This window comes from Aquimarina algiphila (genome assembly GCF_947494415.1).
Taxonomy (GTDB): Bacteria; Bacteroidota; Bacteroidia; order Flavobacteriales; family Flavobacteriaceae; genus Aquimarina; species Aquimarina algiphila.
The window spans coordinates 210,931-233,403 of sequence record NZ_CANLVC010000004.1; the positions used below are offsets into that span (position 1 = coordinate 210,931).

The 22,473-nt window shown below is 31.6% G+C and carries 20 protein-coding genes; 8 read left to right on the forward strand and 12 right to left on the reverse strand.

Going from position 1 to position 22,473, the window contains the following annotated elements; genetic code table 11:
* Nucleotides 1-238: 238 nt before the first annotated feature.
* Entirely contained in the window at nt 239-1,198 is a 960-nt protein-coding gene (locus tag PQF96_RS07545) for a hypothetical protein (protein WP_271765625.1), read from the reverse strand.
* A gap of 194 nt (nt 1,199-1,392) precedes the next feature.
* The gene (locus PQF96_RS07550; protein ID WP_271765627.1) at nt 1,393-2,538 is read right to left on the reverse strand and encodes a serine hydrolase domain-containing protein; all 1,146 of its coding nucleotides are present in this window, start codon (nt 2,536-2,538) and stop codon (nt 1,393-1,395) included.
* A gap of 293 nt (nt 2,539-2,831) precedes the next feature.
* Here PQF96_RS07550 and PQF96_RS07555 point away from each other — a divergent pair, with 293 nt between their 5' ends.
* The 7 genes from PQF96_RS07555 (at nt 2,832) to PQF96_RS07585 (ending at nt 11,054) form a co-directional block, all read left to right on the forward strand.
* Nucleotides 2,832-3,914 carry a sensor histidine kinase gene (locus PQF96_RS07555; protein ID WP_271765629.1) on the forward strand — a complete coding sequence of 361 codons (1,083 nt, stop codon included), beginning with the start codon at nt 2,832-2,834 and terminating at the stop codon, nt 3,912-3,914.
* Entirely contained in the window at nt 3,904-4,614 is a 711-nt protein-coding gene (locus tag PQF96_RS07560; RefSeq protein WP_143915847.1) for a LytR/AlgR family response regulator transcription factor, read from the forward strand. The genes PQF96_RS07555 and PQF96_RS07560 overlap by 11 nt, the downstream gene beginning before the upstream one ends.
* 84 nt (nt 4,615-4,698) lie before the next feature.
* Nucleotides 4,699-5,868: a beta-ketoacyl synthase N-terminal-like domain-containing protein gene (locus PQF96_RS07565; RefSeq protein WP_271765631.1), complete on the forward strand. Its 1,170-nt coding sequence runs from the start codon at nt 4,699-4,701 to the stop codon at nt 5,866-5,868.
* Between the two features lie 105 nt (nt 5,869-5,973).
* Nucleotides 5,974-7,077, forward strand: a complete 1,104-nt coding sequence (bioB, locus tag PQF96_RS07570; RefSeq protein WP_109435059.1) for a biotin synthase BioB — start codon at nt 5,974-5,976, stop codon at nt 7,075-7,077.
* A gap of 105 nt (nt 7,078-7,182) precedes the next feature.
* Entirely contained in the window at nt 7,183-8,049 is an 867-nt protein-coding gene (locus tag PQF96_RS07575) for a cupin-like domain-containing protein (protein ID WP_271765632.1), read from the forward strand.
* 238 nt (nt 8,050-8,287) lie between these two features.
* The gene (locus tag PQF96_RS07580) at nt 8,288-9,442 is read left to right on the forward strand and encodes a helix-turn-helix domain-containing protein (RefSeq protein ID WP_271765633.1); all 1,155 of its coding nucleotides are present in this window, start codon (nt 8,288-8,290) and stop codon (nt 9,440-9,442) included.
* 196 nt (nt 9,443-9,638) lie between these two features.
* Nucleotides 9,639-11,054 (forward strand): S41 family peptidase, encoded by a 1,416-nt coding sequence (locus PQF96_RS07585; RefSeq protein ID WP_271765634.1) that lies wholly within the window; start codon nt 9,639-9,641, stop codon nt 11,052-11,054.
* A 46-nt stretch (nt 11,055-11,100) separates the two neighbouring features.
* Here the strand turns inward: PQF96_RS07585 and PQF96_RS07590 are convergent, their stop codons facing one another.
* From PQF96_RS07590 to PQF96_RS07635, 10 genes are all read right to left on the reverse strand, one after another.
* On the reverse strand, nt 11,101-11,580 hold the full coding sequence (locus PQF96_RS07590; protein ID WP_271765635.1) for a regulatory protein RecX: 480 nt from the start codon (nt 11,578-11,580) through the stop codon (nt 11,101-11,103).
* A gap of 39 nt (nt 11,581-11,619) precedes the next feature.
* On the reverse strand, nt 11,620-12,096 hold the full coding sequence (locus tag PQF96_RS07595) for a hypothetical protein (protein ID WP_271765636.1): 477 nt from the start codon (nt 12,094-12,096) through the stop codon (nt 11,620-11,622).
* Between the two features lie 461 nt (nt 12,097-12,557).
* Complete coding sequence (locus PQF96_RS07600; RefSeq protein ID WP_271765637.1) at nt 12,558-12,710, reverse strand: hypothetical protein; 153 nt, start codon at nt 12,708-12,710, stop codon at nt 12,558-12,560.
* A gap of 412 nt (nt 12,711-13,122) precedes the next feature.
* Nucleotides 13,123-13,281 carry a hypothetical protein gene (locus PQF96_RS07605; protein ID WP_271765638.1) on the reverse strand — a complete coding sequence of 53 codons (159 nt, stop codon included), beginning with the start codon at nt 13,279-13,281 and terminating at the stop codon, nt 13,123-13,125.
* Nucleotides 13,282-13,890: 609 nt separating this feature from the next.
* Nucleotides 13,891-15,135: a hypothetical protein gene (locus PQF96_RS07610; protein WP_271765639.1), complete on the reverse strand. Its 1,245-nt coding sequence runs from the start codon at nt 15,133-15,135 to the stop codon at nt 13,891-13,893.
* An 83-nt stretch (nt 15,136-15,218) separates the two neighbouring features.
* Nucleotides 15,219-15,371: a hypothetical protein gene (locus PQF96_RS07615; protein ID WP_271765640.1), complete on the reverse strand. Its 153-nt coding sequence runs from the start codon at nt 15,369-15,371 to the stop codon at nt 15,219-15,221.
* A gap of 18 nt (nt 15,372-15,389) precedes the next feature.
* Nucleotides 15,390-15,548, reverse strand: coding sequence for a hypothetical protein (locus tag PQF96_RS07620; RefSeq protein ID WP_271765641.1), 159 nt, complete (start codon nt 15,546-15,548; stop codon nt 15,390-15,392).
* Nucleotides 15,549-15,700: 152 nt separating this feature from the next.
* On the reverse strand, nt 15,701-16,015 hold the full coding sequence (locus PQF96_RS07625) for an HTH domain-containing protein (protein WP_109435067.1): 315 nt from the start codon (nt 16,013-16,015) through the stop codon (nt 15,701-15,703).
* Between the two features lie 108 nt (nt 16,016-16,123).
* The gene (locus PQF96_RS07630) at nt 16,124-18,307 is read right to left on the reverse strand and encodes a peptidase domain-containing ABC transporter (protein ID WP_271765642.1); all 2,184 of its coding nucleotides are present in this window, start codon (nt 18,305-18,307) and stop codon (nt 16,124-16,126) included.
* 255 nt (nt 18,308-18,562) lie between these two features.
* Nucleotides 18,563-19,738 (reverse strand): HlyD family secretion protein, encoded by a 1,176-nt coding sequence (locus PQF96_RS07635; protein ID WP_271765643.1) that lies wholly within the window; start codon nt 19,736-19,738, stop codon nt 18,563-18,565.
* Between the two features lie 424 nt (nt 19,739-20,162).
* On the opposite strand from PQF96_RS07635, the gene PQF96_RS07640 reads away from it, so the two are divergent.
* The gene (locus PQF96_RS07640) at nt 20,163-22,448 is read left to right on the forward strand and encodes a lantibiotic dehydratase family protein (protein ID WP_271765644.1); all 2,286 of its coding nucleotides are present in this window, start codon (nt 20,163-20,165) and stop codon (nt 22,446-22,448) included.
* Nucleotides 22,449-22,473: the final 25 nt, after the last annotated feature.

Genomic DNA, 22,473 nt, shown 5'->3' on the forward strand with positions numbered 1-22,473 from the left:
ATGATTCATTATATAAGTATAGATTGTAACGGTTTTGTTACAATCTATACGTTCTTCTTTTAAATACCATTTCCGAATTGAATCTACCCAATAAAACGATATCTTTTAGCCGCATTCTTCAAAATAAAAGTTAACTGTAGCTATGGCTATACTTAACTTTTATTTTTCGTCTAAGACAAAAATATGTTGTTTTCTTATGAGCAAATTCAAGTCAGAACTGGTATAATGTATTTCAAATTTAATCAAAAAGAAATTCCCCAGCAGCATTCCCCATTTTTCTTTGGTTGTGCCCTACTCCTTCTACAATCTTTAGTTTCCAATTAAATTTGTACCCCATTTGCTTTGCTTTATTCTTAGCAGTTTCAAAAAAGTATTTCGCCCTTGCTAATCTATGTAAACCTTGTTTGTCTACCGTTTTTGATCGTAGTAAAATTCCACCTTTACTATGTTCGTTGTCTAGTTCTCCCACAAAAATGGTTAGTTTTTTGGCAAATGATTTTTTTAGATCTTTATTAGTAAGGTGTGTTTTTTTTGTGCCAAAAGGAAAATGAGTTTCAAAATCTGTCAAGGTATATGATCCAGAGTTTGCGGCTATAATACGATTGGCTTTTGATTTAGGATGAAAAATAGCAAAGCGATGTAAAATTTGTCCACCAGCAGAATGTCCAAAGATATCATATTGTTTCTGAGAGATTTTAAGATGACGAGTTGCAATATCAAACAACCTGTCAAAGTCATTAAAAATCCATTGTTTAGTATTGCTATTAATGTTAAAGGATACCTTTTCTTCATTTAAAAATACTTGATTAGAATTCTGTTCGAATTTGACGTTTTCTCTGATGTTTAAATCAGTTAAGATTCCTCCTAAGTGATACCCTTCATAAGGATAGTCTTTTTCTGGATAACTTGGAGATAGGATTAGTAGATTGTGTTTTTCTGATTCTTCGATCCAACTATCTCTATAGCTGTCACCATTTCTTCCTGATCCGGGGATTACCATCAGGACTCTTGTTTTTTTACTAAATACTTTTGGTTTGTGATAGAATACCTGAATTATTTTTTCCTCATGTTTAAGGCCGCCTTCAATAGAAAACATACCAGAACCTTCCTGGATTGAAATTTCTTTGTTTTGGCTAAAAGTAAGGTTAAATAATGCAGATGCTAATATGATTCCTAGTGTTATACAAATACGTGTCATTGTAATATCAATTTTAAAATTCTTATCAAAAGTTGGAAAAAACTAATATTGAATTTTGGAAAATCGACGTATTAAAGATTCTTTGGGATGTAAAAATATTCTCAGAATATAAATACAATTGAGCATGTAAACATTAGAATTCATAACGATATAGGAGGTATTCATAGTTTTAGAAATATTCGAGATCATTTTTTCTACTCGAATTTTGTTCGATTTCGTTCGTTAACTTCTAACCCTAATGCTATCTCTTTTAGTTCAAAAGTCATATTTCTAATAGGAAAAGGACGAATATTTCCCAATATGATGACAGTTAAACGATCATCAGTATAGCGATGTAAATTAGACATAAATCCATCCATAGTTCCTCCATGGCGAGTCAAAATGCCTTTTTTGCCCTTATTACGGCCTCGTTGATATTCATGAATACGAAATCCATAACCGTAGTTTCCAAATTCTGAGTTTTCTCCTTTGAATAGAAGCGCTTTACTTTTATCAGATAAGAGTGTGTTTTGATATAGCGCCTGATCCCATTTTAATAAATCTTCAACAGTCGAATAGATATCTCCGCTGCCTAAAGCATAGGAAACAATGTTTTCGTCGTTTTCAATTCCGAATGCTTTTTTATGATATCCCTTAGCTCTGTTTTTGGGTCTATTGGCGATCCTTTCGACACCAGAATTATTCATTTGCAAAGGGTCAAAGGTGTATTCTTGTAATACATCTGCAAAATTTTTTCCAGTAGCGTTTTCGACAGCAATAGCAGAAAGTGTATAGTTAAGGTTAGAATATTGATATTGAGTAGAAGGTGAAAATGATAACGATGAGGTATTTATGATTTGGATGATTTCCTGAGAAGATACATCTTTATTTTCAAAATTTGTGATTCTCTCTAAGTGAGGAGATAATCCGGATTGATGTTTCAATAAGATGTGTAAGGTTAAATGTTCTGATAATTCGTTCTTGAGGTTGGGGATATATGATTTTATTGGAGCGTGTAGATCTAATATTCCTTTTTCTACCAATTGCATAACGGTGACAGCCACAAAAGATTTAGTCAATGAACCTATTAAAAATTGAGTTTCAATAGTATTCTTGATTTTCTCTTCTCTATTTGAATATCCATATGCATTTTTATGTATTGTTTTTCCTTCTTTAGCAACAATGACTGTACCTTGATAATGATCTTTTTCAACATATTTTTTGATATGATGATCTATCTTTTCAGATATACTTTTGGGGAATTTTTCTTCAGTACGAATACAATCAAAGTTTGTAAGTGTTATTCCAAATACAGAAAAAAGAAATACAAGAATGATGATCTTAGTTGTTGTATTTTTCATATTAAATCAGTGCTTTTTAGTTTATTTATGACAGTTTTATATTTGACTAACAGAATGATTGAATAATAATAATCTCATCCACTTCGAAATATGATAAAATTAAAGAATAGTATAAACAAATATCGATGACTTTGATCTTTAAGATGATATAAAGATTAAATTTTGGTATGAATGTAATTCGTCCTGAGAATCTTCTAATTGAGGAGTGTTTGATAAGAATTTATCGATGCGCAAAATGAATTCATGAATTATTTATTATTTTGGTTTTTATGGTTTTAATTAGAAATGTGTAAATGTTGAATCGGGCAGAAAAAATAACAGAACATATTCAAAATACGAAATGGGCAAAACATTTTATTTTTTGGCTGATAGTGATGTTCAGTTTTATAGCTAGAGATAGAATGCTGGATCAATATTCTTTGATAGCTTCTTTTATAAGGCAATTATGTATGCTTATTCCTCAGCTTATAGGTTCATATCTTTTTGCATATTATTTAATACCCAGATACATTCTAAGAAGAGAGAAATTTTTATATGTCGTAATCAGCATTTTATCCATATATTTTACTAGTGCTTTAGGAAGGGTTTTGATCATTTATTTATCAGAACCATTAATACGAACATATCCTTTTGAACAAGAATCATTATTAGAAATAATACTAGATTGGAAAAAGCTTTTGTTTAACTATTTCCCTTCGGTATATGTAGTAGTATTTACATTTCTTTTCCTGAAATATTTTATTTACTTCGCAAATACAAAACAAGAAGAATTAAAATTAAAAAAAGAAAAAGTAGAAGCAGAACTCCATATCCTTAAAGCTCAGCTAAATCCTCATTTCTTATTTAATACGCTAAATAATATTTATGTTTTGGCAATAGAAAACTCTCCTAAGACAGCATATTCTATAGAACGATTATCAGAAATCTTAGATTATGTTTTATATAGATGCACCGATAAATATGTATCCCTATACGGAGAAGTGAGAATGTTAGAAAATTATATAGCATTAGAGAAATTAAGATATGATGATCGCTTACAGGTGACTTTTAAAAAAGACATATCTCAGGATATCATGATCGCTCCATTGATACTTCTCTCATTTGTAGAGAATGCTTTTAAACACGGTGCAGGAGAAGATAGTGGATCTCCAAAGATTAATATTTCAACAAACTATCAAAACGGATTATTTGTATTTGAAATTTTTAATACTATTCAACCTATAAATATAGATGCTCCCAGAAAAAAAATAGGTCTTATGAATATTAGAAAACAATTAGATTTATTATATCCAAACCAGTATCTTTTAGAAATAGAAAATACTAAAGAAGATGTGTTTTTTGTAAGATTAAAAATAAGGATTATAGATGAAAACTAGATGTTTACTTATAGATGATGAGCCACTGGCTATACGATTATTAGAAAATCACATTTCTAAAATAGAATCCTTTGAAATTGTAGCTAAATGCAATAATGCTATTCAGGGACTGGAAGTATTAAGAACAGAAACTATAGATTTGATGTTTCTGGATATAAAAATGCCTAATATAACTGGATTAGATTTTCTTAAAACATTAAAAACCCCTCCAAAAACTATAATTACTACAGCATATAGAGATTATGCTATAGAAGGATATGATTTAGATATTTTAGACTACTTACTAAAACCCATCACATTCGAGAGGTTTTTTAGAGCAGTCGAGCGGTTCTCAAGAGAGGACAATATTAAAATTATAGAAAACAAAAAAGTCCCCAAAAGTGAGGAGCAATCTATATTAGTAAAATCGGGAAATAAATACCATAAAATCTCTATTAATGATATTATATATATTGAAAGCCTTAAAGATTATATAAAGATCCATACGACTAATAAACAAGTTCTAACCAAGTATAAAATTAGCGATATAGAAAAAGAATTAGATAGAGAGTTGTTTTTAAGGGTTCATAGATCATATATCATCAATCTAAACAAAATAACGGCATATACTCATAATGATATTGAGTTAGATGCGATTGAAATCCCAATAGGAGTTAGCTATAAAGAAAAGGTATATGGGTATTTGAATATTAATCGATAAAATTAGCTGTTAATATTAACTCTATTGTAGGCAAAACAGTTGAACAAAACATATCAAACCCCTACATTTGCCAAAAATTAGGCATTGCAACAGATCATATCAATAACAGGGATTTCTTCTATTTCTCCTTTAGGAATTTCTTCTGGTGACATTTGGGGAAAATATAAAGACCCTTCTCACTGTATTTCTTTTGAAGATTTTGGAAGAGAACAAACACCAGTGGCAGTACTGACTGCAGAAGCAAATCGAATGATTAAACAATTAAGAAAAGAGAATGCTCATTATGAAGCATTAGATAACTCTGTTCTTTTTGGAATATTTGCAGCAAGAGAAGCGGTAAAAAACGCCGGTTGGGATGATGATCCAAATTTTGGAATTAACATTGGATCTTCTAGAGGAGCAACAGCACTTTTTGAAAAATATCATCAGGAGTTTTTAGAAACAAATAGGTCATCTACTTTGAGCTCTCCTACAACGACTTTGGGAAATATTTCATCATGGATAGCTCACGATTTACAAACGATAGGGCCTGAAATCAGTCATTCTATAACATGTTCTACTGCTTTACATGCCGTACTTAATGGTGTTGCGTGGTTGCAATCTGGTTTAGCAGATAAGTTTTTGGTAGGAGGTAGTGAAGCTCCGTTAACACCATTTACTATTGCACAGATGAAAGCACTAAAGATTTATGGATCAAATAATGGATTGACATACCCTTGTCAGGCAATGAATTGGAATAAAACTCGAAATTCTATGTTTCTGGGAGAAGGAGCAGCTGTTGCTTGTATAGAAAAAGGAGCAAGAGAAAATGCAATTGCATATATTAAAGGAGTTGGATATGCAACAGAACCATTAAAACACAATATATCGATATCTACTCAAGCAGATTGTTTTCAGAAATCGATAAAAATGGCTTTAGGAAAAACTCCTACAAATAAAGTAGATGCTATTGTCATGCATGCACCAGGAACAGTAAAAGGTGATCAGGCAGAATATAATGCTATACAAGCTGTTTTTGGAGAAAACACTCCCGCCTTGACAACGAATAAATGGAAGATTGGGCATACATTTGGAGCCAGCGGAATTTTAAGTCTCGAACTTGGAACTTTAATGATTCAACATCAAGAATTTATACCGGTGCCATTTGTTACATATGATAAAATTCCAAAACAATTGAATAAAATAATAATAAATGCTGTAGGTTTTGGAGGTAATGCAGTTAGCATTTTATTAGAAAAACCCTTTAAATATTAACAAAGTTTATCATTTCATTGTTATTAAAAACCATGAATTTGATGTTTCTTCGTTGTGTTTTTTGATTAGAAACAATTACTTTTGAGGACTCACAATACCTTTTTTATGAGCGTTATTAGACACGATTGGACAAAACAAGAGATTCTAGATATTTATAATTCACCAATGATGGACTTGCTGTACAAAGCAGCTACGATCCATCGTCAGTATCATGATCCAAATACAGTACAGGTATCAACTCTGTTATCGATAAAGACAGGAGGATGTCCCGAAGATTGTGGATACTGCCCTCAGGCAGCTAGATATCATACAGATATCGAAGGAAATGATCTAATGAGTGTACAACAAGTAAAGGCGCAAGCACTTCGTGCTAAGGCTTCTGGAAGTTCCAGAGTATGTATGGGGGCAGCTTGGCGTAATGTTAAAGATGGGCAGGAGTTCGAAGATGTGTTAGAAATGGTTCGTACGATCAATAAGCTCGAAATGGAAGTGTGTTGTACGTTGGGAATGATTACAGAAAATCAGGCACAACGATTAGCAGAAGCGGGTTTATATGCTTACAATCATAACTTAGATACTTCAGAAGAATATTATAAAGAAGTAATCTCTACAAGAGGATATGAAGATCGTTTAAAAACGATTGATAATGTTCGTAAAACAAATGTAACGGTTTGTAGTGGTGGTATTATTGGAATGGGAGAAGAAGTAGAAGACCGTGCAGGAATGTTAGTGGCATTATCAAAGTTAAACCCACAACCAGAATCTGTACCGATAAATGCTTTGGTAGCTGTAGAAGGAACACCTATGGAAGAAGAAAAACCGGTAGCTATATGGGATATGATAAGGATGGTAGCTACTACCCGAATTATTATGCCACAGACACAGGTGAGATTATCTGCAGGAAGAACAGAAATGAGTAGAGAAGGACAAGCCATGTGTTTCTTTGCGGGAGCAAACTCTATTTTTGCAGGAGATAAGTTATTGACTACTCCTAATCCAGATGTGAATGCCGATATGGAGATGTTTAAATTACTAGGACTTAATCCACAAAAACCATTTGTCAAAAAAGCACAGCCAGAAACAATAGAAGCAGAAGATTCAAAATATGAACCTATGGGCGAAAAACCTAAATGGTCAAGACCTGAACATACTATTGAAAGAAATGAGGCAGCAAAACAAAAAGCTAAAGGAGTAATAGCTGATAAATAAGATAATCTTTATTGTTAAGGGAAAAGATGTATCGATTAATACATTGTTGTTTTAATTGTTAAATCTACTATATGTTATTAGTAGTATTTCCAATTATTATTTGTAGTGAAATTAAATTTAGAGCAAATACCAAGGGTAAAAACAATTACCAAAGAGAAGTTTCTTAAAGACCATGTCGAGTTACAAAAACCAGTCGTAATAGAAAGGTTGATTGAAGATTGGACGGCATATAAGAAATGGAATTTGTCTTATATCAAAACATTGGCAGGACATAAAACGGTGCCAATATATGATGATAGACCGGTTTCCTCAGAACGTAAATTTAATGAGGCACATACAAGTATGAAAATGAGTGAATACATTGATTTGCTCAAAAAAGAACCAACCAACTACCGTATTTTTTTATATAGCCTACTTAAAGAAGTACCAGAACTTCAGAATGATTTTACATATCCCGATGAGATAGGATTAAAATTCATGAAAAAATTACCATACCTATTTTTTGGTGGTGGTGGTTCCAAAGTTTTTATGCATTATGATATAGATTTAGCAAATATTCTTCATTTTCATTTTCATGGAGAAAAACAATGCATACTATTTCCTCCTTCAGAGACAAAATATTTATATAAAGTACCGCACTCATTAATATCTCATCAAGATATAGATTTTGAAAATCCAGATTTTGAAAAATGGCCTGCATTAAAAAATGCCAAAGGATATATTACAAATTTAAAACATGGAGAAACACTTTATATGCCAGAAGGATACTGGCATCAGATGACATATCTAACACCAGGTTTTTCTATGAGTATCCGTTCTGTCCCAAAAAAGACAACTAATTTTATTGAAGCTACTTATAATGTCTTTATCATGCGATATCTGGATAATTTTATGCGAAAAACTAGAGGTCAAAAATGGATTCAGTATAAAAATAATAAAGCCATATCCAGAACTAATAAAAGGAATGGATGATATTTTTAACATTTCTTCTTTCGAGATGTAGTTTTTTTATTGCAACAAAGCAGCTTTTTATTGGTCAATAAAGATGATAACTCTTGGAACCTTAGATTGATACAAATTTATTTAACCATATGAAGCTAGAAATAATTAATAATCAAAACCTGTGCTCATCTTTGATAAACAGGTGGTTATAGATTCCCATAAAAGAGATAAGTTACGGTTGTATTAAGATAAAAGAATTAAGAAAAGAATGAATGTTGCGCATCTTTTTTTGCTGATTACTGTTTCTCAAGGATTTATTTTTGGTTTTGCAATTCTTTTCTCTCCTTTTTATAAAAGTCAGGTCAATAATTACTTAGGATATGCTATACTGGTTTTGGCTTCATTAATGCTTAATGTTTACCTTGATGCTATTGATGTATTTGTTAAATACCCAAAATTTATGATATTATATGATATCGAATGGGTATTCTTATTTCCGGTTTTTTTCTTTCTTTATTTTTTAAAATCAATCAATCATGATTTAGGGAAGAGTAAGAAACTGTTTTGGTTATATATGCCTTTTATTTTTTCTGTTGTCATTAATGTAATTTTTAATCTCGAATATGCTTATTCCTGGAAATATAAAGAGCTTGTATACGATTTGATTTTTGATTTTCAAGAATTAGGTTACTATTCATTTAATTTCATTCTCGTTATTTGGTCCTATAAAATTCTTAAAGAAGAAAAGTATAGAATGCATCCCAATAGTAGATGGTTGAAAAAATTGTGTGTTTGGATATTTTTCTTAGTAACCTCATGGATTATAATAGATATTATCGACATGATTTTTAATATAGGTTATGAAATTGGCATATCTATTATATGTACAGTGGCTTCAGTATTTGTGTTTTGGGTTGTGTATTATGGAATTTATACATTAAAACTAACCAATGATCAAAAAAATATTATAAGTGATGTTAACAATGGAACTTTACATGTAAACCTTACAGAAGTTCATGATAATACACAACAGGAAGTACCAACGAATACAGGTGCTTCATTTTCAGAAGATAATAGATATTTCCTAAAGTTAGAAAACCTTCTTCAAAATGATCATATTTATAGAGATCCTAATTTGAGCCAGGAAATTATAGCTAAACTATTAAATATAAGTTCTGGGTATCTATCACAGATTGTAAATGATATTACAAAAAAGAATTTTACTGTATATATCAATTCTTACAGAGTAAAGGAGGTAAAGGATATGATTCTTAATGCAGAGTTTGATAAGTATAGTTTATTAGCTATAGGTTTAGAGGCTGGTTTTAAGTCGAAAACAACATTTTATACCTCGTTTAAAAAAGAAACTGGATTGACTCCCAGCCAGTTTAGATCTAAAAACAAAAAGGTTCCGATTTTTTAAATTTTAATAATCTCGAACGTTGATTTCATACATCCTATCTAGTTTTGATGAGAATTAGATACAATATCGATCTATTCGTAAATGGATAACGGTGAGCAGGTAAAAACTTCATATCATCCTTTTTCAAATATTTTTTCGATACAATTGATTGATTTTTGATTTGTCAGTGAAATATAACTCTTAAATATAAACTAGTATGAATTCGAATTCGCACAACAATATCAAAATAGAAGTAATTAAAAACTTTAAAAGATGCTTTTTGTTCTTATTGATGGTTTTTTTCATGGCTTGTCAATCTGATGATGATCAACCACAGCCAGAAGCAACTAAAAATGGTTTTTGGTTAGCAGCAGACAAAGGATATATCATTGAAATTAATGATAATAAAAGTGTATTATATAATATAAATAAGGCTGGATGTGCAGTAGTAGAAGATGATTTTGTTGCAGAAGAATCTTTTGGAATTTCTCTGGATCTTATCAATGCTAACGAATTGATAGGCAGATCAGAGCTTATAGCATCAGATATTAAGTTTACTAGGTTATTAAATCAAAATGAATTTTGTCTTCCTGATCAGCTTTCTAAAACTGATGATCCAAAGGTTAATTTTGATCATTTTTGGAATATTTTTAATGATTATTATGCTTTTTTTGAAACTAGAAATGTAAACTGGCCTCAATACGAAAGTCTAAGAGAACAGGTAACTTCAGAGAACTTTTATGATGTCGTGATAGAGTTAATTTTCCTTTTTAAAGATGGGCATGTAGCTATTGAAGATGAAGCAAATGGTATCGAAATTAATTCTGGTTTACCTAGTTTGTTAGAACGATTAAATTCTAGTTTAAGTGGGGATCTCATTATTGATTCTGAAGAAGATTATGATAGACTTTATACTCAACGATTAGAAACTATTGGGGCAGCATATTTAGGCAATAAATTTGAAGCTGATGAAAGCGAAAATATAGCTTGGGGACTGATTAATGATAATATAGCATATATTAATGTTTTTGGTATGGCGGGTTATAGTACGAATGAAAAGAATGAACTGGAAACATTAAACATAGTATTAGATAGAATGATGAATGATCTTGAAGATTCTGGAATTTCTAAGTTAATACTGGATATTCGTTTTAATGAAGGAGGATATGATATGGTTTCTGTTAATATCGCTTCACGATTTGTAGATCAGGAGCAAGCAGTATTTTCTAAAAAAGCGAGATTAGGAGATAGTTTTACAGAAAGCACATCAATATCTGTGACTCCAAAAGGTGATTTTCAATTTACAGGAGATATTATAGTATTAACAAGCCCTTTGACAGCAAGTGCAGCAGAGATTTTTACGCTTTGTATGAAAGATTTGCCATATGTTACGATAGTTGGTGATAATACAAATGGAGTTTTTTCGGATATTTTAACACATACGTTACCAAATGGAGCCTTAATAGGGCTGTCTAATGAAGTGTATAGCGATGCGAATGGAAAAGTATTTGAAACAATCGGTGTTGGACCAAGTGAAGAGAATAGAGTTCCGTTATTCTCGAATGATGATTTTATTGAAGAAAAAGATAGTGGAATTGATTTGGCAATAGAAATATTAAATAAGACACTTTAAAATCAAAAACCTCAAAGGATGTCATAATGATATCTTTTAGGGTTTCTTAGCCAAAAAGCTCATTCATTTTTTCATAAACAAGATGTGTCTCCCAACCTCGATATAAAAGGTAATCAACTAGTTTTTTGCGTTTTTTGCTATTGTTTTGTTCGGTAATACTATGATATTTTTTTTCTGAGAGAGCATGAAAGGTTTCAAAATAATCCTTTTCAGGAATTTCTTTAAGCGCAGTTTTTATATTGTAAGCAGAGATATCACGAAATTTAAGCTCTCTTACAATACGTTGTTTTCCCCAATTTTTAATAGTAAACTTTCCTCGTGCAAAACTTTTAGCAAAACGTTCTTCATTAAGAAAATTATGTTCTAAGAGATGTAGTATGATTTTTTCCTTGGCCTCTGGGATTAGCATCATTGTTTTGAGCTTACTTTCGATATCCTTATGACATCGCTCCTGGTAAGCACAATAATGCTCCATTTTTGCTATTGCTTCAGCAACGGTTACAGATTTAACTGGGTTCTTGTACATGGTTACAAATGTACAGTACTTATTAAGATTTGTGAAAAACTAAGCTTCCAAAATTAATAACCTATTTGTAATTACATCTTTTTTAGAAATTTTATATTCTTTGAGAAAGTTTATAATTTTTTCTTCTTCAGGCTTACCTTTAAGATCCATTAATAACCTTTTTTTGGTTAACTTTTTAAGGTCTATGGGAGCATATTTAGTTTTAAAATAATAGGTATCTAATATCGACCAACTAGGAAATATTCTTCTGTTTTCCTTGTAGATATGTAACCATTCATTAAAACCATCAAACTCACAAGAATTTCCGTTGGGGAGCATAGTAAAATGAAAAGGGTCTATTTCATGGTTGAGACTTAGATTTGAAACTATAATCTGTTTAAGTTCTTCTTCATTAATAGGATTAGAAGTGTAAAATAGGAGTGTTTCTAACTTATGAATAAGATCATAGGCTTCGATTTTACCCATTCCGCTAAATTTTTTTAAGATGTTGTACAGTAATTTTTTTTCATCATTCATGGTTGTTAGTTTTAAGATATAAAAAAGGTGATATTATTTAGAGGTTTCTGGATGAGAAGAATAATCCCTCTATATTCATAAGGAAAATAGAGGAATTTGAACTCACTAAACTCACTTCATTAGCTTACTCACTAATATTTTGCCTTTCTGGATTACTATAGTTTTTCATTTTAAAATCGAAAATGATTCATGATAAGGTTTCGATTTTGTATTGGATCCAGAAAGCTTAGGTAATACTTTATAAGATTAATACTATTGCTGCTAAAAATCGCTAAGATCTCAGAAGCATCAATTGGTAGATAAGGTGTTTGATTCTTTTAAATTTTGTACAATTTGACCTCCAGTAGTGTTTATTAATTCTCCTGCATCTAATGCAGCAAATTGATGTAAAATTTTCATGTTTTTGATTTTTGAAACTTACCTATATAGAGGCGGATTCATGAATAAAATGATTTAATAAATTATAGATTTATAAGGAGCCTTAAGTTGTTTAAAGCCTCAACAAGTTTTTTTAACTCTGGACATTCAACATCCTCTCCTCCACAACCTCCGTTAATGACTTTAGTTTCTTTTGATGATAATGATGTGTATTGATCTAAGATTTGATTTTTCATGGGTTTTGATTTTGTGTTATCAGTGATTTTTGATTTATAATACAATGATATGATCTAGTTGTCTCATTATATGAGACTATGGCTTTTTGTTTTTTTAGAGCAGATTTTAATTCTTTGAAGCATCAATATGATCTGATATCAAAAATTGAATTTATGATTATTTCTCTCTCACAATACAATCATACAGTGAGATTGTATGATCTATTGAGATTGCTGTTTTTTTTACTCATATTATCAATCAAAAAAGGAGTTTTGTATTCATACAAAACTCCTTTTGTAATGACGAATCTTTTGATTCCTAGCGATTTTATAACTTTATTGAAAAAATTCCTTGTTGGTAGAGTACAGCTTGCTTTGGTTTAAAGAAGAGAATCTACGTGGTTTAATTTTTTCATTTTAAAAGATATTTAGATTATTTTTCTCCAACAGTAAGAGCAAATTCAACAATTGCCATTGCTGCGTCAATAATCGCATCTGTAACATCTTCTATAAAGTCACAAATACCACAACCACCATTAATTTCAGTTAATTCGATCTCGTTTAAACTTTCAAATTCATTTAAGTTTTTCATAATTTTTAAATTTTTATGATTATTACTTTTTTGGTTTACTAATACATTTTCTTTCGTCAAATTAATGTGTTAGTATGTTTTTGTTGCAACGGTATCCCAAAGCATTATATGATGCTTTTTGGATACATCAATAGTAAGAAACCGTAGTCTCATTATTTGAGATATGATAGAAGTTTACATGCCTGCTTTTAGAACTTGATGTTTTGAGGATGTTATTCTTAACTGGCCTCTAATTGGCAAGTGAGTTTTGAGATATTACTAATGTTTATCAAAAGAAACCTCAAAACATTATATACTGAGGTTTCATTCTAAAAGATCATTAGCAATTTTATTTTGGAATTACCTTTTTTCGGATAAAAAATTATTAGATAATCTTATGTAAAAAGTCAATCAATACAAGCGCAATCATAATAATAGATACAATAGCTAAGATAATTTTAATAGATTTCTCAATTTTCACTTGTTTATTTATGTAATGAAAACCACCAAGAAGAACAGGGATTAATATTAAATAGAACATTGTGTTTTTTTATAGTGCAATACTACTATCAAGTTGTCTCATTTTATGAGAATGAAGAATTGAGAAACAATTTTAACTTACAGATCATTTTACCATAAAATAGATATCCCCAGGTTAAATTGCATCTTTTTTTCAAGGGTAGAATATTCTGGAATAAAACCAAATGTTTTATAGGTTAAACCAACATTAGACATTAAGTTTATTTTTCTTTGTGAATTAGAGTAAATTTTATAGGCGGTATTAAACTCAGTTGCAAATCCAAAGTCACCTTTGTTGGTTGTGAATGATAGATTTGTGGGTTGTGACCAAAAATGTAATCCTGTTGATACCCATAACTTGTCATCATAAAATTTATAATTCATGATTTTAAAACCTCCTGCCAAAAACCAGGAATTTTTATTATGAGACTGTCTTAAATAGGAGTGGATTTTTAATCTATTATTTACAATCAGCCAAAAATTCTCATCGATAAAACCACCATATGGAGCCATTGTATACCCTAATCCTAAATTGAATTTAGAATTTTTAGAAAGTGTAAAATTGTTTTTTCCAATGAGTATTGGATTTAATAGGTTTAATAAAGAAAAGAAACCTACTTTTTTTATGAATTTCTTCTCCTCTTTGGTTAAGTCATCATGATCTGTATACCTATAGAATTCACTATTAGGTCTATGTAGATGCCTTACTGCACCATAAAGGTCATGCCCAACAATGTCTCTGTCTAATTCATTGCTTTCTTCTTTTATGTCAGGGGAAAGCTTCGGAATTAAAGCGGTAAGATAATATCCTATCAATGCCAGTTTATGAGTATGATACTCTATATTTAGGTTTTCAAAACTGTCTTCTTCAAGAGCAATTAAACTCTCGGTTTTAGTAATTATAGAGAAGTCTGATTCTAGCCCAGCAGTATGTAGTCGTATATAATTGGGTAAGTCTGTATCACGAAGGTTTTGTAAGGTGATATCGGTAACACCTTTTACATATGCTGCGCCTTCAAAAATAGAAAATGGCTGCGAAACAGCACCGATATTTAATTGTGTTAAAACCGATTTATGCCCTTCTTCATGAGTGATTAGAAGTCCCAGAAAAGATGTCCCAAGCTGTAAAATTTTACCAGCTGTAGAAGGTTCTTGGTTTACAAAACGGGATAATATTCTGTATCCAGATAGGTAATTCTGATTATTTTGCCTCATGGTTGGGTAATTCTCACCATCAACTATGGTGAAATTGTATAGTTTTAAAGATTCAGTTTTATGAATAGAATCTTTTTGCCCATAACTAAGGCTATATGCTAACAGGTATATAAATACAATTTTATTGAGTTGTGAATACATTTTTGAATAAAAACTTTTCTGTTAAAAGAAAAGTATCCTACCTTCAGGTTAATGAAAGTAGGATACTTAGAATTAATGGTTGATTATTTATCAGCTTTATCCTCTAAGCCTTGACCTAACCCCCATAAAAACCCGGCTACTGCTACTAAGACGAATAAACCCAAAATACCACCTTCGGTAGTTTCTTGCTCTTTGATAGTTAATTCTTGTACTCCAAAGTTTTCTAAATTTTTCATATTAAATATTTTAAATGATTATTGATTTTCATTATCAGCTCCAGACGCTTTATACCCTAAGTAATATGCTACTGTAAACACTGCTGCAATTCCGAGAAGAATTAAGAATCCACCTTCGGTAGCCTGTTGTTCTTTAACAGATAATTCTTGTACTCCAAAATTTTCTAAATTTTTCATTTTCTGAAATTTAAAATGTTAGTAATTAATTTAAACACTCGAAATTTGTTTTCGTCAAAACATCTTTCAAGATTAGTATATTGTTGCAACTATTATAAAAAGTAGTATACTGTACTTTTTACTTAACAATGATAGCGTCAGGTTGTCTCATCTTATGAGAATGTTGCTAAAAAATGTAGTTTTTGAAAAGAATTTCCTCCACTCACAGATCTCATTTCATTAAATGGTAAGTCTTTTACATAAAAACCAAATCTAAATCCTACAGCTTCAGCATACACAAAGCTTTGTACGGTAAAGTCATATTCTATAGGAGCGTTCAATTCCTTCATCATTTCTATGATTCTATATAAGGTAGCTCTAGATACACCTAATCTGTTTGCCAAATCTATTGCTGTTCCTGTGGCTTCCATTCTAATAAGTTGATCGATTCTTTCAATAAGCTCTATTTGTTTAAGGATTGTAGTCATAATTGTATGTTTTTTAATAAATGATATTCGAGTGATTTTTTTCAGATGGTATGCATAATGAATCAAATAGGTTCTCTTATACTTAATCCATCATATCTTAATTTTTAATTATGCGACAGCATTTATTGTTGATATATTGTCTAGTTTAGGCATTTGTTTTTGCCATAGCTCATAGTACTTTTCCTTTTGAGCATATAATACTTTATGGTTTCCTTCTTCGACCACCTCCCCTTTTTCTAAGACCACTATTTTATCAGCATTGACTACGGTACTCAATCTATGAGCAATAATGATGATAGTTTTATCCTGATCTCGTAGATTTTGAACTGCTCGTTGAATGTAGTTTTCTGACGTGCTATCTAATGAAGATGTTGCTTCGTCTAATACTAGAATTTCTGGATTTTTGTATAAGGCTCTGGCAATAGCAATACGTTGCTTTTGTCCTCCTGATAAGGTGGCACCATTCTCCCCAAGATAGGTGGCAAAACTATTAGGTAGATTTTCTATAAATTCTAAAATCCCGATGGTTTTGCAGACCTCCATAACCCTTTCCATATCGGGTACAAATTCTCCTACAGCAATATTCTCGATAACATTACCTGCAAAAAGATCTATCTTTTGTGGCACTACACTTACTACATCTCTTAAACTGCTATTTTCAATATGTTTAAGATCCTGATCCCCAATAGATATTTGCCCTTTTTGGATTGGGTAAATGTTTTGTAGTAAAGACATTAAAGTAGATTTTCCAGAACCACTTTCTCCTATGATTGCGGTGATTTTTCCCTTCGGAATGTTAAGGCTAAAATCTTTAAAAACCTCTACTCTGGATCCATATCTAAATCCAACATGAGTAAAATTGATGTCTCCGATATTCTGTTTTGTGAAGGTTATTTTTTGTGCATCTTCTTCACGCTCCAGATCCATAATCTCAAACAAACGATCAGCTGCAATGAGCGCATTCTGAATTTGTTTGTTAGCACTAATTAACCCAGCAACCGGACTGGTGAAATATCCAATAATAGCATAAAATGCCATGAGTTCTCCAGCTGTAATTTCTTTTTCGATAACAAAATAAGAACCACTCCATAATAAAATAATGGTAAACAATTGTGCTATTGTTCCCGTACTCGAAGCCGAAAACACAGTGTTTAAGGCAGATTTATATCCTGTTTTCAGCAATCCTATAAAACGTGTTTCGGTTTTGATATTGGCAAAATCTTCAAGGCCAAATCTCTTGATTGTTCCTACAGAATTTAAAGATTCTACCAGTTGACTCTCTAAATCGGCAGATTTTTCCATGATACCCCGTTCAGTGCGCTTATTTAGCTTATTTGTGATGATGTATATAATAGCGTATACTGGGATAATAGCTAACATAATTAGAGCTAGTTTCCAATAATAGGTAAACATCAAACCAAAGGAAAAAATAAGAATCAGTATATTAACGGTTAGATTTAAGGCTACTCCATTAATGAAAGCTCTAATTTTTACAGCGTCATTAATCCTGGATATAATTTCTCCCACTCTCATCGTATCAAAAAATTGTTGAGGGAGTTTTAATAAATGTTTGTAGTACCCCAGAATCAGGCGTGAATCAATTTGCTGACCTGTCTTGATTAGAAAAATATCTTTGTATGCTCCAACGATTAATTGCAGAATTAATAACACAATCATTGTAATCCCTAATAGGTTAAGCAATTTGGTACTTGTACCCATGAATACGTGGTCGGTGAGTTTTTGGATATAGATGGAAGTCGAAAAACCAAGTAATGTATAGATAATAGCTCCAACAAAAGCCTGTATAAGTACTCCTTTGTGAGGTTTGAGTAAAAACCAAAAGCGTTTAAAAACAGATACTTTTTCATTACCAGCCACAAAATCTTCTTTGGGTAATAGTAATACCAAGACTCCGGTCCATTCTTTTGCGAATTCTTCATGAGCCTTTTTATAAAACCTGCCATCTCCTGGATCCATAATTTTAATGTATTCTTTGGTTACCTCATAAATCACTACATAGTGATGTAGTTTTTCATTAACGATCACATGGGCGATAGCGGGTTTAGGGATTTTAAATAGACTTTCTAAATCACCTCGTACGCCTTTGGCTTCAAATCCGAGCTTATCTGCAGCCTCAATTAATCCTAATACGTTAGTCCCTTTTTTATCAGTACTTGCAAATTGTCTAATACGAGCAATTGGCAGTTGTAATTTATAATGTGCAGAGATCGATGCCAGGCAGGCAGCACCGCAATCTGTAATATCGTGTTGTTTTATTTTTATGTTCCCCATGGTTTTTGTTTTTAAGTTGTAAAGTTTCAGAGATGCAGAGAAGCAAAAGTTCAAAGACGCTAAGAATCTAAGTTTTAATGGTTGTGAGAAGTATGAAGTCGGATGTCGGATGTTTTTTTATCTCCGACATCTGACCCTTTTCTATTCTATAACTTCTGTTTTCATACTTCTGACTTCTTTTTTTACTTTTCACTCTGTACTCTTTTTTACACTTTTCACTTTACATTTTTTTTATACTTCTTTATTCCATATTCGTTATTCATCATTTTTCACTTCAGCAATTGTTGGGCTTGAAGGATTGAGCCAATCATCTACTTTGTCATATAGTAATTCAAATAAAGTGCGTTCTGTAAGTTTAAATCTTGCACTTAATGTCATCCCTTTGTTGAAACTTCCTTTAAAACCATTTTTTAATTTGAGATGGCCTTGATCGATTTTACAACGTACCTTAAAAACAGGTTGCTCATTAAGAATGTCTACATCTTTACTAATATCCTGTATTTTACCCGAGGCCAGTCCCCATTGATTATAGTTAAAAGCATCGATTTGAAAATTGACAGCCTTATCCTTACTGATCAAACCAATGTCAGATGGCGAGAGGTAGCATTCTGCAATAAGCTTGGTGTCTGGAGATATTTCGGCTATAGTAAGACCACCTGCAATAAAACTTCCAGGTTCAAGTCCCATTACATTCTTAAGAATCCCATCTATAGGAGCAGTAATGACAAGATCTTTTTGGTTCTGCTCTAATTGAGATAATCCGCTTTTTAATTCTCTGATAGAACCCTGATATTCTGTTAGTGAAGCTTGCCAGGTGTTTTTTTGTTGTTTTCGATATTGTTGTAAACTACTAGTGGCTAATTGATGCTCAAAAGCACTGTTTTCATACTCTACTTTGGCAACTACTCCTTTTTTATATAATTTTTGATTACGCAAGTAATCAATTTTTGTTTTTTCGAATCGGGTTTGTAGTTCACGTAATTTTTGTGTGAAATACAAGTATTCTTTTTGATAACGGGCAGATTGAATTCTAGTAAACTTTGGTGTTGTTGTATTCACAAGATATTCGCAATCTTTAATAAACTGCTCAGTTTCTATTAACTGTGTAGTAGAACGCTCTATTTTTCCATTAATAACAGAGGTATTGGTCATCAGTAGTGTATCTCCCTTTTTTACTTTTTGATTATCCAGCATATTGGCAAATACTACTTTTCCTGATTGCAAAGGTGTAATAGCAATTCGTTCTTTACTTGGTTTTAGCATACCTCTTGCAGTAGTGTAAATGTCAATTTTGATAAAAGGCAGAAGTACTAATGCGATGATAAGAGCAATTAATATCGTTGTATATATCGTTTTGCTTTTTTTGCTATGTTCGAATTGATGCACCTCGATGGTATTGTCAATAATTTCTTTTGGAAATAACTGTTTCATCTGTTTATATTTTATTGTTTTAGCGGTCAGATAGAATTCATCAACAATCATTTTGGTTGAGATCAACTTAATGGTTATGACTCATTTCATGTGACGATTTTTTTAGCGATTAAAAAATAAATGAGGATATCGAGATTAAATGATCCATTAAGAATCTGATGAGTGCTGTAATGAAGTTAATGAGTGCGTGTGTCATAATTTTTGATTTGATCAAATATACCCTTGATAAAAGCCTGAAAACAAGTGAAGCCGGTCGTGATTCATGAAAACAAGCCCGCAATTCACAGAATTCAGACTTCGAGTTTTTGGAAGTAAATAATTGATTATCAGTAATTTTTGTTACGGTCTCTTAAAAAAAACCTTAAAACAGAAAGTAGTATATTTATAACCTATTAATTAACTATAGAATAAGACTTAGAACCTTGTGAAGCTAAAAAATCCATATACCTTTTTTGACAAATTTTGTCTTAGGACGCCACTTTTATCACTAAACTTTTATCATCATCTCACTAAAGATCAAGAGATCTCTATTGACAGCTTTAAAGATATTTGGAAAGATGATAGTATAAGAGAAGCCATTTTTCTGGCCTCACCAGAACTATTTTCCGAAATAGAAAAATGGTTGTCTGGTCAGTTAAAGGATACAAAAAAGAGTAAGCGCCTAGAATCTTCTTTATTAAAGTATATATCCAGAATGAGTTCTCGTTGTACTCCGTTTGGGTTATTTGCAGGATGTAGTATTGGAGAGTTTGGAGAAGCTAATAAAATCGAATTGACCGATTATAAATATCATCAAAGGCAAACCCGTTTTGATATGAATTTTTTGGTGGCTTTTTCACAGAAACTAGCCAAAGAAGAAGTTATAAAAAAACAGCTATTATGGTATGCAAATAATAGTCTCTATAAAATTGGAGATCAATACCGATACATAGAATATAAGTACAATCAACACAATAGGCGAGAACATTCTATTGAAGCTGTAGCCTATGCAGAATATTTACAAACAATAATTGAAAGTGCCAGATCAGGTAAAAAGATTAAAGAGTTAGCTAATTTATTGGTTGATGATGAGATTACTTATGAAGAGGCAGAAGAATTTATAGGTGAGCTAATTGAAAATCAGATTCTGGTAAGTGAAATAGAACCCTCTGTAACTGGGGAGGATTTTTTAATACAGTTAGAAAAGTGTCTTAAGGCATTAGACGGTACAGAATCTATCTTAAAAGAGATCAAACATTATCAGGTGTTCTTGGACCAAGTAGATCAAAAATTGGGTAATACAGCAGAAGACTATTTACAATTAAGTGAACGGGTATCACAACTAGAGACCCCTTTTGAGCTGAAATATCTATTTCAGACTGATATGTATACCAAGATACAATCTAATCAACTGGATAAGCGATGGGGATATAAATTTAAAAGGGCTTTAACACTTTTAAATAAGATAAGTACTGCTCCTTCAGAAACCCATTTACAGCGATTTAAAGATGCATTTACAAAACGATATGAAACCCAGGAAATCCCTTTGGCTACTGCATTAGATACCGAAGTAGGGATTGGCTATCTGCAAAACCAAAATGCTGGAGATTCTACTTCTTTTTTGGATGATTTGTATATTCCTTTAAAACCTGTATCTCGTCAGGAAATATCATGGAGTCCTATTCAGGAAATCCTAAATCAAAAATTGCAGCATATTCATAAAGAAAATAAATATACATTACACTTTGAAGATAAAGATGTAGAACACCTGGAGCTTGATTGGAATGATTTACCTGATACTATGTCATCTATAGTACAGATTGCAAATGTTGATGGAGAAGAAAAAATGATGTTTTCCTCTGTAGGAGGGTCTTCTGGAGCTAATCTTTTGGGTCGATTTTCGACAGGTAATGATAGTATTCTTGATCATGTTCAGCATATTGCAGCAGTAGAGCAAGAAATGTATCCCAATCAAATCCTGGCAGAGGTAGTTCATTTGCCAGAGTCCAGAACCGGTAATGTGATTCGTAGAGCTACGATTCGAGAATATGAAATTCCGTATTTAGGAAAATCTAATGTACCCAGGGAGCAACAGCTTGATATATCTGATCTGATGATATCTGTTCGATATGGTCGTATTATTTTACGATCTAAGATGCTTAATAAAGAAATTATACCACGATTGACCAATGCTCATAATTATAGTGCTAATGCATTACCTGTATATCATTTTTTATGCGATGTACAGAAACAGGGAGGACGATCTGGTTTAGGGTTTTATTGGGGGGAGGCATTAGATAAACACGCTTTTCTACCCAGGGTAGTATATAAGGATTTTATATTGGCAAAAGCCAGATGGAAAATTATTACAGCAGACCTTCCTTTTCTAAAGGAACATATAGACAAAGGCAACATTGAAGTTATACAGGGTTGGAGAGAAAAACACAAAATGCCTGCATTAGTTCAGCTTATTGATGGGGATAATACGTTATTAATTAACCTAGAGAATAGCAATTCTGTGCGTATGTGGTTAGATGCTATTAAAAATAAGAAAGGATGTATTCTTGAAGAGTTTTTCTTTGCCGAAGAAGGTCAGCCTGATGGACAAAAAGGTGTAGTACAACAACAAGGTAATAGTTATACCAATCAGTTTGTTATATCACTATACAATCAGGAAAAACTAGAGCATGCTCAATCACAAAATCAAGTGTCAAAGGCGGTTGAGGTTTAGAAATTTTATTTTTGCACATTCAGTG